Source organism: Pseudomonas extremaustralis, assembly GCF_900102035.1.
GTDB lineage: Bacteria > Pseudomonadota > Gammaproteobacteria > Pseudomonadales > Pseudomonadaceae > Aquipseudomonas > Aquipseudomonas extremaustralis.
On the sequence record NZ_LT629689.1, the window covers coordinates 4,490,003 to 4,506,120 of the forward strand.

A 16,118-nucleotide genomic window follows, 5' to 3' on the forward strand; every position below is an offset into this window, starting at 1 on the left:
GCTGCCGATATTCTTTGAATAAGTCTAAGGAGTTCGCAGCATGTATCGTTGGTTAGCCGAAAAGCTGGGGAATGTCAGCGTCAGAACCAAGCTGGGCGTCGGTTTTGGACTGGTCTTGCTGTTGACCCTGATGATCACCTTCACCGGCTGGACCGGCCTGAGCGATGTGGCCAGCCGCGGTGACAAACTGGGGTTTATCTCCAGCCTCAATGTCTTGACCAAGGACCTGCGCCTGGCCCGCCTGGACTATGAGATGCGCCGTGGCGAACAAGGCACGACGGCCGTCAGCGACCTGCTGAACCGCCTGGACAGCGGCATGAAGACAGCCCGCACCCTGATCGAACAACCTGCCGATATCGCCCTGATCGATGAGCAACTGGCCGCCGTGGAGCAATACAAGCGCGCCTTCAAGGATATGGCGCAAGCCGGCGATAACCGTGAAAACGCCCGCAGCAAACTGGGCAATACCGCCGACAATGCCGTGCTCAAGGTCAGCGAAGTCGAGAAGTCGTTGCTGCAAGGCGACAGCGTGACCCAATTCAATCGCGTGGTGGAACTGAGCAAGCTGATCCAGCAGGCACGCTTCCAGGTGCGCGGCTACACCTACAGCGGCAAGGTCGACGCCGAGCAACCGGCCCTCGATGCCATCGACAACGCCCTGAAGAAAATCACCGAACTGGAAGGCCAACTGCCCGCCGAGTACCAGGCCAACCTGCAACAGGCCGGCGTCTCGCTGCAAGCCTACCGTGCCGCCGTCAGCCAGTACCGTGATTCCCAGGTTGCCACCGCCGCGGCACTCAAGACCATGAGCGCACAGGGCGATCTGCTGCTCAGTCATAGCGATAAACTCACCGTCTCCCAGACGGCGGTGCGTGACACCGATGCCGCCCAAGCCAAGTATTTCCTGCTACTGGCAACCGCGCTGGCGCTGATCTTCGGCCTGGTCGCGGCCTGGGCCATCACCCGTCAGATCGTCATTCCGCTGAACCAGACCTTACAGGTCGCCGAGCGTGTCGCCTCGGGCGACTTGAGCCACAACCTGACCTCCGTACGCCAGGACGAACTGGGCCAGCTGCAACGGGCCATGCAAAGCATGAGCATGGGCCTGCGCGAGTTGATCGGCGGCATCAGCGACGGTGTGACCCAGATCGCCCGCGCCGCCGAGCAACTGTCGGCCGTGACCGAACAGACCAGCGCCGGGGTCAACAGCCAGAAGATCGAGACCGACCAGGTGGCCACCGCCATGAATGAAATGGCGGCGACGGTGCTGGAAGTGGCGCGCAACGCCGAGGAAGCCTCTGAAGCAGCCGTGGCCGCTGACCAACAGGCGCGTGAGGGCGACAAGGTGGTGGGACAAGCCATCGCCCAGATCGAACGCCTGGCCACCGAAGTGGGGAACTCCACCGAAGCCATGGGCCATCTCAAGCGTGAAAGCGACAAGATCGGCAGCGTGCTCGACGTGATCAAGTCCGTGGCCCAACAAACCAACTTGCTGGCCCTCAACGCCGCCATCGAGGCCGCACGCGCCGGTGAAGCCGGGCGGGGTTTCGCGGTGGTGGCCGATGAAGTGCGCAGCCTGGCCCTGCGCACCCAGAAGTCCACCGAAGAGATCGAAGAGTTGATCGTCGGCCTGCAAAGCGGTACCCAACAGGTGGCGACCATCATGGACAACAGCCGCGGCCTCACCGACAGCAGCGTCGAACTGACCCGCAGCGCCGGCAGCGCCCTGGCGAACATCACGCGCACCGTCTCGACCATCCAGGCGATGAACGCCCAGATCGCCACCGCCGCCGAGCAACAAAGCGCCGTGGCCGAAGAGGTCAACCGCAGCGTGCTGAACGTGCGCGATATCTCGGAACAGACCGCAGCGGCCAGTGAAGAGACCGCCAGTTCGAGTACCGAACTGGCGCGCCTGGGCATCCATCTGCAAACCCTGGTCGGCCGCTTCCAGGTCTGACTCGCGCCTGCGCGGCGACCTGTCCTGGGTCGCCGCCAGCAATCTGTGAAATTTCCTACGCACTTATCAGCCCCAACCCACCCTCAAGGCAACTAGCGTTCAACTCAGTTCAAGGTGCTTGCGTACCTTCAAGAACGCCCGTTGTTCACTTGCTGGAGGGTTAATCATGCTTCGCCGAATCACTCAACTGTTGGGTGACGCCAGTGTCACCCTCAAACTGGCCCTGGGCTTTTCCCTGGTACTGGCGCTGAGCCTCGTGATTGCCGCAACCGGCTGGCAGGCCCTGGCGGCGTCGCTTTACCGCTCGCAAACCCTGACGGTGCTCGCGCAGCTGGCCGTGGCCGGCGAAGAGTTGCGCGCCGACAGAATCGTTTACCGCACCCTGGACGACGCCGACAGCTTCAGCCGATTGAGCACGAGCATGGAGAAAATCGACAGCAGCCTGGCGGAGCTTTCCAGCCGACTCACAGCGCCGAAAGCTCTGCAATATCTGCAGGAGATGGCCCGCATCAGCGCGACGTTCAAAACCACCCTCAAGGGCGTGCCAGCGCTGGTTGAACAACGCGAAAGCGCCCGTGAACAGTTGAAACAGAACTCCGTGCGCACCGGCGACGCCCTGGCCCAGTTGGCCAGCGACCTGCCCGACCAAGAAGATGAAAAAGCCCTCGATGCCGTGGAAAATCTGCGCCAGGCCATCGAACAGGCCGAGGACAGCGCCCAGAGTCCGGCCTGGGCCGCCAGTTCACTGGATGCCTACTCCCAGGCGGTCACCGATGCGGAACGTAACCTTGAGCTGGCCCAGGCGGCGGTGGTGAAGCTGCCCGTCGACAGCGGCGCATTGAAAACCGCGGTACTCGGCATCCGCACTCACCTGACACGACTCAAGGACACCCAGCTCAGCACCGAAAACGCGCAAAACCAGTTGGAGCAACAATTGGATCAATTGCTCGGGCAAAGCGACCTCTTGAGCCAGGACCAGACCCAACGACGGGATCGCGAAGCCGAGCAAGCCCGCACCCAAACCCTGGGCATTACCGCAATCGCCTTGCTCCTCGGCATCCTCGCCGCCTGGGTGATTGCCGGGCAAATCGTGAAGCCGCTGCGCAAGGCGTTGAGCGTGGCCAATCGCATTGCCGAGGGCGACCTGAGCCACGATATACAGACACGGCGCAAAGACGAGCTGGGCCAATTGCAACGCAGCATGACCCAAATGACCCTGAACCTGCGCGAGCTGATCGGCAGCATCAGCGACAACGCGCGGCAGATCGCCAGCGCCGCCGAGGAGCTTTCTGCCGTCACCGTACAAACCCGCGCCGGGGTCAATCATCAGCGCGACGAAACCGAACAGGTGGCGACCGCCATGAACCAGATGCTGGCCACCGCCCAGGAAGTGGCGCGCCACGCCGAACAGGCATCGATTGCCGCCGGCGAGGCCAATCAACAGACCGAACTGGGGGATCAGGTGGTGATGGATGCCGTGGCGCAGATCGAACACCTGGCCCACGAGATGGCCCGCTCAAGCCAGGCCATGATTGCGCTGCAACGGGAAAGCCAGAAGATCGGCAGCGTGCTGGATGTGATCAAGTCCGTGTCGCAACAGACCAACCTGCTGGCGCTCAATGCTGCCATCGAAGCCGCGCGGGCCGGCGAGGCGGGCCAAGGGTTTGCCGTGGTCGCCGATGAAGTGCGCAGCCTGGCGCAACGGACCCAGCAGTCGGCCGAGGAAATCGAAGGGCTGATCGGCGGCTTGCACACTGGCACCCAGGAAGTGGCCGACATCATGGACTACAGCCGCACCCTGACCGACAACAGCGTCGGCCTGGCACGCAACGCCGGGGATGCCCTGACGGAAATCGCGCGCACTGTGGCGGTGATCCAGGAGATGAACCCGCAGATCGCCGCTGCGGCCGAAGAGCAAAGCGCGGTCGCCGAAGAGATCAATCGCAGCGTATTGAAAGTGCGCGACGCCTCGGAGCAAACCGCCGCCGCTAGTGAGCAGACAGCGACGGCGAGCATCGAGTTGGCGCGATTGGGAACGGATTTGCAGCGGTGCGTGGGGAGGTTCAAGGTGTGACCTCCCCGCGCCTCAGAGCACTTGACGCAGGAACGCCTGGGCCCGTGGGTCTTTCGGCGCATCGAAGAACTCGGCCGGGGCCGCATCTTCAAGCAACTTGCCGTGATCGAAGAACAGCACGCGATGCGCCACTTCGCGGGCAAAGCCCATTTCGTGGGTCACGCAGACCATGGTCATGCCTTCCAGGGCCAGGGTCTTCATGACGTCCAGCACTTCGCCGACCATTTCCGGGTCGAGTGCCGAAGTGGGCTCATCGAACAGCATCACCTTGGGGTCCATCGCCAACGCCCGGGCAATCGCCACGCGCTGCTGCTGGCCGCCGGAGAGCCGTGAGGGGAACTCGTTGGCTTTCTGCGCAATGCCGACTTTTTCAAGCAACGCCATGGCCTTGGCTTCGCGCTCTTTCTTGCCGCGCTTGCGCACGACTTTTTGCGCCAGGCACAGGTTTTCCAGCACGGTCATGTGGGGGAACAGGTTGAAGTGCTGGAACACCATGCCGACTTCACGACGATAGGCATTCACATCGGTTTTCGGGTCGGCCAGTTGCAGGCCGTCGATGCTGACCGAGCCCGAATCGAATTCTTCCAGACCATTGAGGCAACGCAGGAAGGTCGACTTGCCCGAACCGGACGGGCCGATGACCACCAGCACTTCGCCCTTGGCCACCTGGGTGGTGACGTGATCCACCGCACGCACCACCTGGCCGCGGGTGTCGAAGACTTTTACCAGATCGCGGACTTCAATCACTTTGCGCGAGCCTCCGCTCAAGCCGGCTGGCCATTTTCGACAGCGGCAGGTTGATCAACAGGTACAGGCCTGCGACGCAGAACAGGATTTCAAATGGCGAAAACGAGGTGGTGATGACTTCGCGGCCGCTCTTGAGCAGTTCGGTAATGGCGATCACCGACACCAGCGAGGTGTCTTTCACCAGACTGATAAATTGCCCGGCCAGAGGCGGCAACACGCGCTTGAACGCCTGCGGCAGCACCACATGGCGCATCGCCTGGCTGGCACTCAGCCCCAGGGAACGGGCGGCTTCGTTCTGGCCACGGGTGATGGACTGCACGCCGGCGCGGACGATTTCCGCCACATAGGCGCCGGTGAACAGCGACAGCGCGGCGATCCCGGCAAACTCGCGGGACAGGTTGAGTACCGTGCCGATAAAGAAATAGAAAATGAAGATCTGCACCAATAGCGGCGTACCGCGCACCAGTTCGACGTAGATCGTCGACAGATCACGCAATGTCGGGTTCTTCGACAGCCGGCACAAACCGGTGGCCAGACCGATCGCCAGGCCCAGGATGCCGGACACCACCGACAGCCATAACGTGGTCCACAAGCCCCACATCAATGGGCCCAACGCCCAATGCCGGTTCACGCCGATCACATCGCCCTCGGCCACGTCGTCGCCGCGCGCCACTTTCAGGCTGTTGTCGGCCACGGTGAGGGTCTGCACGCTGCCGGCGTCGTTGCGCAGGGTGACTTCGGCCACATCGCCCTTGCGTACCAGCTCAACGACGGTGGAAATATCCGCGGCCCGCTGTGCCTCTTCGGCCTGATAGGCGAAGTACTGCGGCACGCGGTTCCAGCGCCATTCGTAGGACATCAGCGAGGTGGCGTAGTACAAAGCGCCCGCCAGGCCGACCAGCACGACCACCGTCAGCAGGTGCCAGGGCCATTGGGCTTTTTTCTGTTTCATTACTCAACATCCAAAAGGGTCGGGTAAGCCCCCGCCTTTGGTGGCGGGCGGGCTTGCCCTAATGCCATTCAGTCAAGGCATTTTGTAGGAGCGAGCTTGCTCGCGAAAAACTCAAAAACACCGCGTTTATCCAGCAAACCCGCGTTAGCGTTAACGGCCTTCGCGAGCAAGCTCGCGCCTACAGAAAGCGGGAACCGGCGTTATTCCATGTCCTTGAGCCACTCGGAGCTCTTGAACCACTTGTCATGGATACGATCGTAGGTGCCGTCGTTCTTGATCTGGTGCAGGAAGTTGTTGATGAAGTTGATGCTGTCGTAATCACCCTTCTTCAGACCGAACGCCAGCGGTTCGAAGGTAAAAGGCTCGTCGAGGAATACCAGTTTGCCGTTACCGACTTTTTTCTCGGCGACCAGGTTGTACGGCGCGTCATACACAAAGGCGTCGGCCTTGCCGTTGACCACGTCCAGCACACCTTCCTGCTCGTTGTCGTAACCGTGGTACTTGGCCTTGGCGATCAGTTTCTTGGCGACCATTTCGCCGGTGGTGCCGAGCTTGGAGGTCAGGCGGTATTTCTCGTCGTTCAGGTCTTTGTAGGACTTGATGGTGCCTTCCAGGTCCTTGCGAATCAGCAGGGTCTGGCCAACCACGATGAAGGGTTCGCTGAAGTTCAGGCGCAGGTTGCGTTCCTGGGTCAGGGTCATGCCGCTGCCGATCATGTCGAACTTGCCGGTCAGGAAGGCCGGGATGATGCCGTCGTAACCGGTGGACACCAGTTCCAGCTTGACGCCCATGGATTTGGCCATGGCTTTGAGGATATCGACTTCGAAACCGATGATTTCACCGCGTTTGTCTGTCATTTCGAACGGCATGTAGGTCGGGTCCATGCCGACTTTCAGCGTGCCGCGCTGGACCGCATCATCGATGGCGCCGGCCTGCGCCGCATTGGCAGCCACCAGCGCGGCGATGCCGAGCAGCAGCATCGAAAGATACTTTTTCATCATCAAGTCCCCTGAACGATTCTTATGAGGTCGGCGCGCAAAAGGGCTGCACCATTTCGGGGTGCGATCCTAACCCACTCGTTGCCCGTCACAAAGGTTTCACCGGTATTTGTTGTCTGCGTATGTCGGAAAAGCCCCACAACGGTGCAGCCAGGCGCAGAGTTAGACACTTGCGCGGGCGATGCCGCTAATGGATTGATGTGTAAGAAGTTATGACTTTCAGTCGATGTCCTCCAACCAGGCCGTGTCTTTAAACCATTTGTCGTGGAGGCGATCGTAGGTTCCGTCCTGGGCGACCTGGTTGAGGAAATGGTTGATCCAGTTGAGGCTGTCGAAATCGCCTTTTTTCACGCCGAACGCCAACGGCTCGAAGGTGAAGGGCTGCTCCAGCACCAGCAACGCGCGGTTTTCCGCGCGACTGCTGGCGATCAGGTTGTAGGGCGCGTCGTGAATAAAGGCATCGGCCGCGCCGATCACCACTTGGTGCACCCCTTCCTCCGGCGTGGCAAAACGGCTCAGCCGGGCCGCGCCCAGAAACCGCTGGGCCGCCGCCTCGCCCGTGGTGCCTTCGGTGGTGGCGATCCGATAGCTGGCATCGTCCAGGTCTTCAATGCTCGAGACCTTGCCGGCCAGGCTGGGGTGCAGCAGCACGGTCTGGCCGACCACGATGAAGGAGTCGCTGAAATTCAGCTTCAGGTTGCGCTCCTGGGTGACGGTCATGCCGCTGCCGATCAGGTCGAACTTGTTCGCCAGCAGCCCCGGCAACAGTTCGGTATAGGGCACCGTGACCAATTCAAGCTCAACCCCCAGGGCCTGGCTCATCACGCCGAGCAGGTCGATTTCAAAGCCGACGATGCGCCCCTGTCTATCGGTCATTTCGAATGGCACATAGGTGGGCGTGGTGCCGACTTTCAGCACCCCCCGCCGCACGGCATCGTCGATGGCGCCCGCCTGCGCCAGGGCACTGTGAATCAATGCGACAACGCCGATCAGCACCGCCGAACCATACCTTTTGATCATGAATCCCCCTGTGACCGAGTCAAATGTGGGGGGCGATCCTACCCCACTCGCGGGCACGCCAATACGCCTCTGGCGAGGGTCTTTTGTTTCGAAATAACAAGGAGTTACGGCGATTGAGAAGAGGGTTGAAACGCTGTAGGACCAGCGCTTCGAACGCCCCCGGGAAGAGTTCCCGGGGGCGTCTGAATCAGGCCGGTTGGGCCTGGGACACCTGCGGTTGCAGCGGCAGCAAAGGTGCGTGCGGGTCGGCCTTGAGCGAAGCACGCCAGGCGGCGAGCCACTCGGCATGGCCTTCGCTCCAGACCTGCTCATGCAGGCGCGAGAGCGCCACCGGGTCGCTGAGCAACGCCAGGCGTTCGCTGTTGTTGAGGCCGGCAGGGCCGACCTTCAACGCATAGCGCACACGTTCGCCACGCAGGTACTCGATCGGCTCGGCCTGACCGTGACGCGAGGTCGCCAGGGCACAGGCCAGGGCGTTCTGCTGCGGGTCGACCACCGAACGCACGAAGCCGTCGTTCAGCGCGTGCCAGCGGTTTTCGTGGGTGTACTTGTCGGTGGACAGCAGCGCTTGCGGCGGATTGTATTCCTCAGGAATCAGGAACAGGCTCTCGTCGCGGGACTTGAGGCCCAGGTTCACGCGGCTGGAGATCACCGAAACCGGGATCGACAGCATCAGCGAACCGACGATCGGTACCAGCCACCACAGGAAGCTGGGGTTCAACCACACCACCAGCAGTGCCCACAGGAAGCCGAGCAAGGTCTGGGTGCCGTGACGCTTGATCGCTTCACTCCATGGCGTGGAGTCGTCGTCACGCTGCGGCGAATTCCAGGTCGCGGCCCAGCCGAGGAACGCGGCGAGTACGAAACGGGTGTGGAAAATCATCCGCACCGGCGCCAGCAGCATGGAGAACAGCATCTCCAGCAGCATCGACAGGGTCACCTTGAACTTGCCGCCGAACTCTTTCGCGCCCTTGGCCCAGATCAGGATGATGCTCAGCAACTTGGGCAGGAACAGCAGCACGATGGTGGTGGAGAACAGCGCCACCGCCTTGTCCGGATGCCATTGCGGCCACAGCGGGTACAACTGGCGCGGCGCCATGAAGTACTGCGGCTCCATCAAGGTGTTCACCGCCAGCAACGCGGTGGACAGCACCAGGAAGAAGAACCACAACGGCGCCGACAGGTAGGACATCACGCCGGTCAGGAACACCGCGCGGTGCACCGGGTGCATGCCTTTGACTAGGAACAGGCGGAAGTTCATCAGGTTGCCGTGGCACCAGCGACGGTCACGCTTGAGTTCGTCGAGCAGGTTCGGCGGCAGTTCTTCGTAGCTGCCCGGCAGGTCGTAGGCAATCCACACGCCCCAGCCGGCACGGCGCATCAGCGCCGCTTCAACGAAGTCGTGGGACAGGATCGCACCGGCGAACGCGCCTTTACCCGGCAACGGCGCCAGGGCGCAGTGCTCGATGAACGGCTTCATGCGGATGATTGCGTTGTGACCCCAGTAGTGGGATTCACCCAACTGCCAGAAGTGCAGGCCGGCGGTGAACAGCGGGCCGTACACGCGGGTGGCGAACTGCTGCATGCGCGCATACAAGGTATCCATGCCCGACGCCCGTGGCGCGGTCTGGATAATCCCGGCATCCGGCGTGGCTTCCATCAGGCGCACCAGGCTGGTCAGGCATTCGCCGCTCATGACGCTGTCGGCGTCGAGGACCACCATGTATTTGTATTCACCGCCCCAGCGACGGCAGAAGTCGTCGAGGTTGCCGCTCTTGCGTTTGACGCGACGGCGACGGCGGCGATAGAAGATCTTGCCGAAGCCACCGGCTTCGCGGCACACGTCGAGCCAGGCTTGCTGCTCGGCGATGCAGATGTCGGCGTCGTTACTGTCGCTGAGCACGAAGAAATCGAAGCGATCCAGGTCACCGGTAGCCGCCACCGACTCGAACGTCGCGCGCAGGCCGGCGAATACCCGGGGCACGTCTTCGTTGCAGATCGGCATCACCAGCGCGGTGCGCGCATTCTTCGGAATCGGCTCGTGGCCGGCGCTTTTACCGGAGATCCGGTACTTATCGTGGCCGGTCAGCAGCTCCAGGAAGCCCATCAACGCAGTCCAGAAACCCGCCGAGACCCAGCAGAACAAGATCCCGAACATGATCAGGATGCTGGTTTGCAAAGCGTAGGGCAGGACCTGGGTCGCGGTTTGCAGCAGGGTCTGGTTGCGGATTTCGTCGAAGTCCACCAGCGACCAGCCCTGGTACGGCATGATGCCTTTCATGTACCAGCCGGCAATGATGGTCTGGCCGAGCATCAGCACCAGCAGGATATAACGGCGGATCGAACCTACCGTGCGCCAGCGCGCCGCCGGCAGCACGCGCTCGTCTTTCGGCGGCGTCGGCGGGTTGCTGCGACCGGTCAACCGGCGCCAGCCACGCACCAGTATGTTGGTGCGCCACGGCTCCGGCACGACCTTGGTACGACGAATCGGCGGCGTGGCCTTGAGGCACACGCGACCGCTGGCGTCGAGCCCGAGCATTTCGGCGTCCTGCAGCTCCTCGGCGGTGCTGAGGGTCAACCGACGGGCGACCGATGCCTGGGCGGCGTCGACCGGCGCGTCGAAAGACTTGGACGACAAACGTTCGTGCAACTCACTGAAAGAGGTGCAGCCCGCCAGTTCGGCGCGCTGCTCAGCGGTCATCGGAAGATGCGCCAGGTACTCGGACAGAGTCTCTGGCTGGACTTGAGAATTACTCATCGGCAGGCAACTGATAGCTCCAGGTTTCGGTCAGGACTTGCTCTGTCTTGATCGGCTCCGGCGTGGCTGGGGCAGCGTCTGGCTGCTTGGCTTCCTTGTCTTTCTTGGCCTGTTTCTCGTGCTGCTTGGCCAAAACCTTGTCAGCCTTGAGCACTTGGGTCGACACCTTCTCAGGCGCAGGCTGCGCGATGTCCTGGACCAGGGCCGCACGCATCTCGGTCGGCTTGCCCGCGTCCTTGATCTTCATGCGCAGGGTCAGGCGCCAGCCTTTGGTGTGCTCGTTGTAACGCACGCTGTTTTCCACCAGCTCGGCGTTATCTCCCACGCTCACCTGGCTGCGAACCGGGGCGTCCGGCGGCAGTTTCTTCAGGGACGGGCCCTCGAAGTCCACCAGGTAGGCCACGCTGCCGTCCGGCTGACGGATCAGGTTGGATTGCTTCACATCGCCGGTCGAACGCAGGGTCTGCTTGACCCAGGCGCTGTCCGGCGAATGGAACGCGGCGTCGTCCAGGGTCCAGTGCAAGCGGTAGGACACGTCCAGCGGCTGGCCGACTTCCGGCAGTTTTTCCGGGCTCCAGAAGGCCACGATGTTGTCGTTGGTTTCGTCGGCGGTCGGGATCTCGACCAGGTCGACGGAACCCTTGCCCCAGTCGCCTTCAGGCTCGATCCAGGCGCTTGGGCGCTTGTCGTAGTTGTCGTCCAGGTCTTCGTAGTGGCTGAAGTTGCGACCGCGTTGCAGCAGGCCGAACCCGCGCGGGTTCTCGACGAAGAAGTTGCTGACCGACAGGTGTTTAGGGTTGTTCAGCGGGCGCCAGATCCACTCGCCGTTGCCGGCATGGATCGACAGGCCGCTGGAATCATGCAGCTCGCGACGGTAGTTGAGGACCTTGGACGGCTGGTTCGCGCCGAACAGGAACATCGAGGTCAGCGGGGCAACGCCCAGCTTGCTGACCTTGTCGCGCAGGAACATCTGGGATTTGACGTCGACCACGGTGTCGGTGCCCGGACGCAGGATCAGGCGATAGGCACCGGTGGCGCGCGGCGAATCCAGCAGGGCGAAGATCACCAGGTGCTTGTCACCCGGTTTCGGACGCTCGATCCAGAACTCGGTGAAACGCGGGAACTCTTCGCCGGACGGCAGCGCGGTGTCGATCGCCAGGCCACGGGCGGACAGGCCGTACACCTGGTCCTTGCCCACGACGCGGAAATAGCTGGCGCCGAGCATGGTCAGGATTTCGTCTTGCTTGTCGCCCTTGTTGATCGGGAACAGCACGCGGAAACCGGCATAACCCAGTTGCTCGGTGGCCTTGGGATCGAACTTGACGTCGCCGAAATCGAAGCGCGAAGGGTCGTATTTGATTTCCTGGACGTTGTCGGCGGTGACTTCGTTGATTTTCACCGGTGTATCGAAATGCATACCCTGGTGATAGAAGGACAGCTTGAACGGCGTGTTCTGATCGGCCCACTCGGCTTTTTCGTTGCGGAAACGAATCTTCTGGTAGTCAGCGAATTTCATTTCGCGGAATTCGTTCGGCAGATTGCTGCGCGGAGCTTCGTATTTCTGCCCGGCCAGCTCTTTTGCCTTGGCCGACACATCATCCAGACTGAATGCCCACAGTTGACCCGCGCCGAACAGGCAAAACAGGGCAGAGCCCGTTACCAGTACGTTTCGTAACCGTTTGGCAGACAATTTTGGTGCATTACAGGGACTAACAATCACGAGCAACCCTCGCCGAAAACAGATCAAAAAACCAACGGCCAGCTATCTATATGCCAGGTTGGCGAGCATTGTTCCGACTCCCCTGGGGCAAAATGATTCCCCTGAGGCCATCGGACAAGTCTCTACCTAAGTCAAAAATGGACCAATCAACGCTGATCCCCGTAGCGCGCGATTATCTAGTAGCCCGCGAGACAACGCATCAGGGACAACGAAGTATTTGTAGCGAAACCCTGCGTTTTTAGGCATTCAAAGTCGTTTTTAATACATTCATGTCTGTAAGAGGAAGGTCACAGGGCCATCATTGACCAAATGCACCTGCATATCGGCACCAAAACGGCCTGATGCCACTTTGCCATGCAATTGTTGCGCTTGTAACAGCAAGTGGTCGAAAAGCGCCGCTCCCAAGGCAGGTGGGGCCGCCGTGGAGAAGCTTGGCCGCAGTCCGCTCTTGGTATCCGCCGCCAGAGTGAACTGAGACACCAGCAACAAACCCCCGTCGATATCCTTCAATGACAAGTTCATCTTGCCCTCGTCGTCACTGAACACCCGGTAGTTAAGCAGCTTGTGCAGCAATTTGTCGGCGCTCTCGACAGTATCCGACGGTTCGACAGCCACCAGCACCAGCAAACCCTGGTCGATCGCCCCTACTATTTCACCCGCGACTTCGACACGGGCGCCGCGCACCCGTTGCAACAGGCCCTTCATGCTTCTTCTGGTGGCAGGTCGAGCAGGCGCCGGGCCATTTCGCCGGTCGCGCGAACCAGCGCATCGGTAATACCGGGTTCGGACGCCGCATGGCCCGCTTCGCGGATCACTTGCAGTTCGCTGTTGGGCCAGGCTTGGTGCAGCGCCCAGGCGTTATCCAGCGGGCAGATCATGTCGTAGCGCCCATGGATGATGACGCCCGGCAGATGGGCGATCTTGTGCATGTCGCGGATCAGTTGGTCAGGCTCCAGGAAGGAGTTATTGGTGAAGTAGTGGCACTCGATGCGCGCAATCGACAGCGCCCGTTGCGGTTCGGCAAAACGCTCCACATGCTGAGGGCTCGGGCACAGGCCGAGCATGCGCCCTTCCCAGCCGGACCAGGCCTTGGCCGCGTGCATCTGGGCGATCTGGTCGTTGCCGGTCAGGCGCTTGTGGTAGGCCGCGATCATGTCGTGGCGCTCATCGACGGGAATCGGTGCGATGTAGTCCTGCCAATAATCCGGGAACAGGCGGCTCGCGCCTTCCTGGTAGAACCAGTGGATGTCTTGCGGGCGGGCCAGGAAGATCCCGCGCACGATCAAGCCATGCACGCGCTCGGGATGGGTTTGGGCGTAGGCCAGGGCCAGGGTCGAGCCCCAGGAACCGCCGAACAGCACCCATTTGTCGATGCCCAGGTGTTCGCGGATGCGTTCGAGGTCGGCGACCAGGTCCCAGGTGGTGTTGTTTTCCAGGCTGGCGCGGGGCGTCGAACGGCCGCAGCCACGCTGGTCGAAGGTGACGATACGGTAGAGGTTCGGGTCGAAATAGCAGCGGCTCTGGGCGTCGCAACCGGAGCCAGGGCCACCATGGATGAAAACAACGGGCAAGCCTTCGGGGGAGCCACTTTCATCGACGTACAGCGTGTGGATGTCATCGACGGCCAGATCGTGCCGGGCGTAGGGTTTGATCTGCGGGTACCAAGTCTGCATTGCGCGCTCCGTGGGGTGTCGGGTCCATCCCTGGGGGGACGTCTATTCTTCTGCCGTCTGGCACTATAAACCCGAATTGTGCAATGAGCATGTCCTTGAGCGCTTAGACCCGTGTCAGCAGTTCGCCATGCAGGCCAACCCGCGAGACCGCCGTCGATACCGTTCGTCACCCGTAGCGCTGCTGTCCCCAGGCCAGGAACGCTTCCAGCAACTGCTTCAACACCACCCGCGTCGGTGCGGCCAGATCGGCGCGGTAGCGGAACGGTTCAACTTCTTCCATATAAGTGCTCTGGCACAGCTCCAACTGCACCGCGTGAATATCCTGCGCCGGGTTGCCGTAATGGCGGGTGATATGGCCGCCCTTGAAGCGCCCGTTCAGCACATGGGTGTACTGCGGATGAGTCGCGCAGAGGGCTTGCAGCCGGCGGGCCAATTCCGGATCGCAGGCGGCGCCGTTGAAGGTGCCCAGGTTGAAGTCCGGCAGCTTGCCGTCGAACAGGTGCGGGATCACCGAGCGGATCGAGTGCGCATCGAACAGCAGCGCATAGCCGAACTCGGCTTTGAGTCGCGCCAGTTCCTCTTGCAGCGTGCGGTGATACGGGCCCCAGATTTTTTGCAGATAGCCGGCGCGTTCGGCTTCGCTCGGTTCCAGCCCCGCGCGGAACAACGGCACGCCATCGAACAGCGTCGCCGGGTACAGGCCGGTGGTGGCGCCGGCGTACAAGGGTTTATCGTCGGCTGGCCGGTTCAGGTCGATGACGAACCGCGAATACTCCGCCGCCAGGGTGCTGGCGCCCAGCTCGTCGGCGAAGTCATACAGGGTGGGGATGTGCCAGTCGGTGTCCGGCAGGCTTTGCGCCTGGGGGATCAAGCCGGCCTCCACTGCCGGCGTCAGGCGCAGGCCGGCGTGGGGCATGCTGATCAGCAGCGGCACGCGGCCTTTTTTGAAGTTCAGGACCTTTTCCACAGCAATGCTCCTTAAAGGGTGACGTCGACACCATGGCGCACGACGCGTTTATCCAATTCGCCGCCGAGCCAGTAGGCCAGGTCGGCGGGACGATCGATCTGCCAGGCGACGAAATCCGCGACCTTGCCCACTTCCAGCGAACCATGGGTGTCGCCCATGCCCAAGGCCGTGGCCGCGTGTTGCGTGGCGCCGGCCAGGGCTTCTTCCGGGGTCATGCGCAACAGGGTGCAGGCCATGTTCAGCATCAGGCGCAATGACAACACCGGCGAAGTGCCGGGGTTGAGATCGCTGGCGATGGCGATCTTCACGCCGTGCTTGCGCAGGGCGTCCATCGGCGGCAACTGGGTTTCGCGCAGGAAGTAGAACGCCCCCGGCAGCAGTACCGCGACGGTGCCGGCGGCGGCCATGGCGATGGCGTCGTCTTCGGTCATGAACTCTAGGTGATCCGCCGACAATGCCTGGTAACGCGCCGCCAGGCTGGAGCCGTGCAGCGACGACAGTTGTTCGGCGTGCAGCTTCACCGGCAGGCCGAGTTGCCGGGCAACCTTGAACACGCGCTCGACCTGTGCGGGCGAGAACGCCAGGTATTCGCAGAATGCATCCACTGCATCCACCAGCCCCTCCGTCGCCAGGGCCGGCAGCATGTCGGTGCAGATGTGCTCGATGTAATCGTCGGCGCGGTCCTTGTACTCCGGCGGCAAGGCGTGGGCCGCCAGGCAGGTGGCACGCACGCTGACCGGCAGCGCATCGCCGAGGCGCCGAATCACCCGCAGCAGCTTGCGCTCACTGGCCAGGTCCAGGCCGTAGCCGGACTTGATCTCCACCGTGGTCACGCCGTCCCGCAGCAGACTGCGCAGGCGCTTGTGGGCGCTGGCGAACAGTTCATCTTCGCTGGCGGCGCGGGTGGCACGCACGGTGCTGGCAATGCCGCCGCCCTGGGCCGCGATCTCGGCGTAGCTCACGCCTTCGAGGCGCTGCTCGAATTCGCCGCTGCGATTGCCACCGAACACCGTGTGGGTGTGGCAGTCGATCAGTCCGGGGGTGACCCACGCGCCTTGCAGGTCGTGGACCTGGGCGTAATCCGCGCTGTGCACCTGGCTGCGCGGGCCGATCCACTCGATCAAGTGGCCGGCGGTCACCAGGGCGGCATCCTCGATGATCGAATACTTGCCGTGGGCCATGGTTGCGATGTGGCAATGCTGCCAAAGGGTTTTCATGTAATCCCTGATCCTTACTCCCTGTAGGAGCGAGC

Annotated in this window: 11 protein-coding genes and 2 pseudogenes; 3 read left to right on the forward strand and 10 right to left on the reverse strand. The window is 62.1% G+C overall.

From position 1 onward, the window contains the following. Positions 1-130: 130 nt before the first annotated feature. From BLR63_RS32460 to BLR63_RS20690, 3 genes and pseudogenes are all read left to right on the forward strand, one after another. Positions 131-1,054 (forward strand): annotated as a pseudogene (locus tag BLR63_RS32460) (methyl-accepting chemotaxis protein); the annotation flags it as partial. A gap of 198 nt (positions 1,055-1,252) precedes the next feature. Further along, the gene (locus BLR63_RS32465) at positions 1,253-1,957 is read left to right on the forward strand and encodes a methyl-accepting chemotaxis protein (protein ID WP_390896535.1); all 705 of its coding nucleotides are present in this window, start codon (positions 1,253-1,255) and stop codon (positions 1,955-1,957) included. Between the two features lie 166 nt (positions 1,958-2,123). After that, the gene (locus BLR63_RS20690; RefSeq protein ID WP_010563174.1) at positions 2,124-4,031 is read left to right on the forward strand and encodes a methyl-accepting chemotaxis protein; all 1,908 of its coding nucleotides are present in this window, start codon (positions 2,124-2,126) and stop codon (positions 4,029-4,031) included. Positions 4,032-4,043: 12 nt separating this feature from the next. Here the strand turns inward: BLR63_RS20690 and BLR63_RS20695 are convergent, their stop codons facing one another. From BLR63_RS20695 to hutI, 10 genes and pseudogenes are all read right to left on the reverse strand, one after another. Further along, positions 4,044-4,778 carry an amino acid ABC transporter ATP-binding protein gene (locus tag BLR63_RS20695; protein ID WP_010563173.1) on the reverse strand — a complete coding sequence of 245 codons (735 nt, stop codon included), beginning with the start codon at positions 4,776-4,778 and terminating at the stop codon, positions 4,044-4,046. Further along, entirely contained in the window at positions 4,771-5,730 is a 960-nt protein-coding gene (locus BLR63_RS20700) for an amino acid ABC transporter permease (protein WP_010563172.1), read from the reverse strand. Before BLR63_RS20700 ends, BLR63_RS20695 begins: the two co-directional genes overlap by 8 nt. Before the next feature lie 200 nt (positions 5,731-5,930). Beyond that, on the reverse strand, positions 5,931-6,728 hold the full coding sequence (locus BLR63_RS20705; protein ID WP_010563171.1) for a transporter substrate-binding domain-containing protein: 798 nt from the start codon (positions 6,726-6,728) through the stop codon (positions 5,931-5,933). Positions 6,729-6,947: 219 nt separating this feature from the next. Further along, positions 6,948-7,748, reverse strand: a complete 801-nt coding sequence (locus BLR63_RS20710) for a transporter substrate-binding domain-containing protein (RefSeq protein WP_010563170.1) — start codon at positions 7,746-7,748, stop codon at positions 6,948-6,950. Between the two features lie 185 nt (positions 7,749-7,933). After that, positions 7,934-10,506, reverse strand: a pseudogene (mdoH, locus tag BLR63_RS20715) (glucans biosynthesis glucosyltransferase MdoH); the annotation flags it as partial. Further along, complete coding sequence (locus BLR63_RS20720) at positions 10,499-12,226, reverse strand: glucan biosynthesis protein G (protein ID WP_010563168.1); 1,728 nt, start codon at positions 12,224-12,226, stop codon at positions 10,499-10,501. The pseudogene mdoH and the gene BLR63_RS20720, both read right to left, overlap by 8 nt. Before the next feature lie 267 nt (positions 12,227-12,493). Continuing rightward, positions 12,494-12,931: a D-aminoacyl-tRNA deacylase gene (gene dtd / locus BLR63_RS20725; RefSeq protein WP_010563167.1), complete on the reverse strand. Its 438-nt coding sequence runs from the start codon at positions 12,929-12,931 to the stop codon at positions 12,494-12,496. Then, positions 12,928-13,899: a prolyl aminopeptidase gene (gene pip / locus BLR63_RS20730; RefSeq protein ID WP_010563166.1), complete on the reverse strand. Its 972-nt coding sequence runs from the start codon at positions 13,897-13,899 to the stop codon at positions 12,928-12,930. The genes dtd and pip overlap by 4 nt, the downstream gene beginning before the upstream one ends. A gap of 166 nt (positions 13,900-14,065) precedes the next feature. Next, a complete protein-coding gene (gene hutG / locus BLR63_RS20735; RefSeq protein WP_010563165.1) occupies positions 14,066-14,866 on the reverse strand; it encodes an N-formylglutamate deformylase in 801 nt (266 codons plus the stop codon). An 11-nt stretch (positions 14,867-14,877) separates the two neighbouring features. Then, on the reverse strand, positions 14,878-16,083 hold the full coding sequence (gene hutI, locus BLR63_RS20740) for an imidazolonepropionase (RefSeq protein ID WP_010563164.1): 1,206 nt from the start codon (positions 16,081-16,083) through the stop codon (positions 14,878-14,880). Between the last annotated feature and the right edge of the window lie 35 nt (positions 16,084-16,118).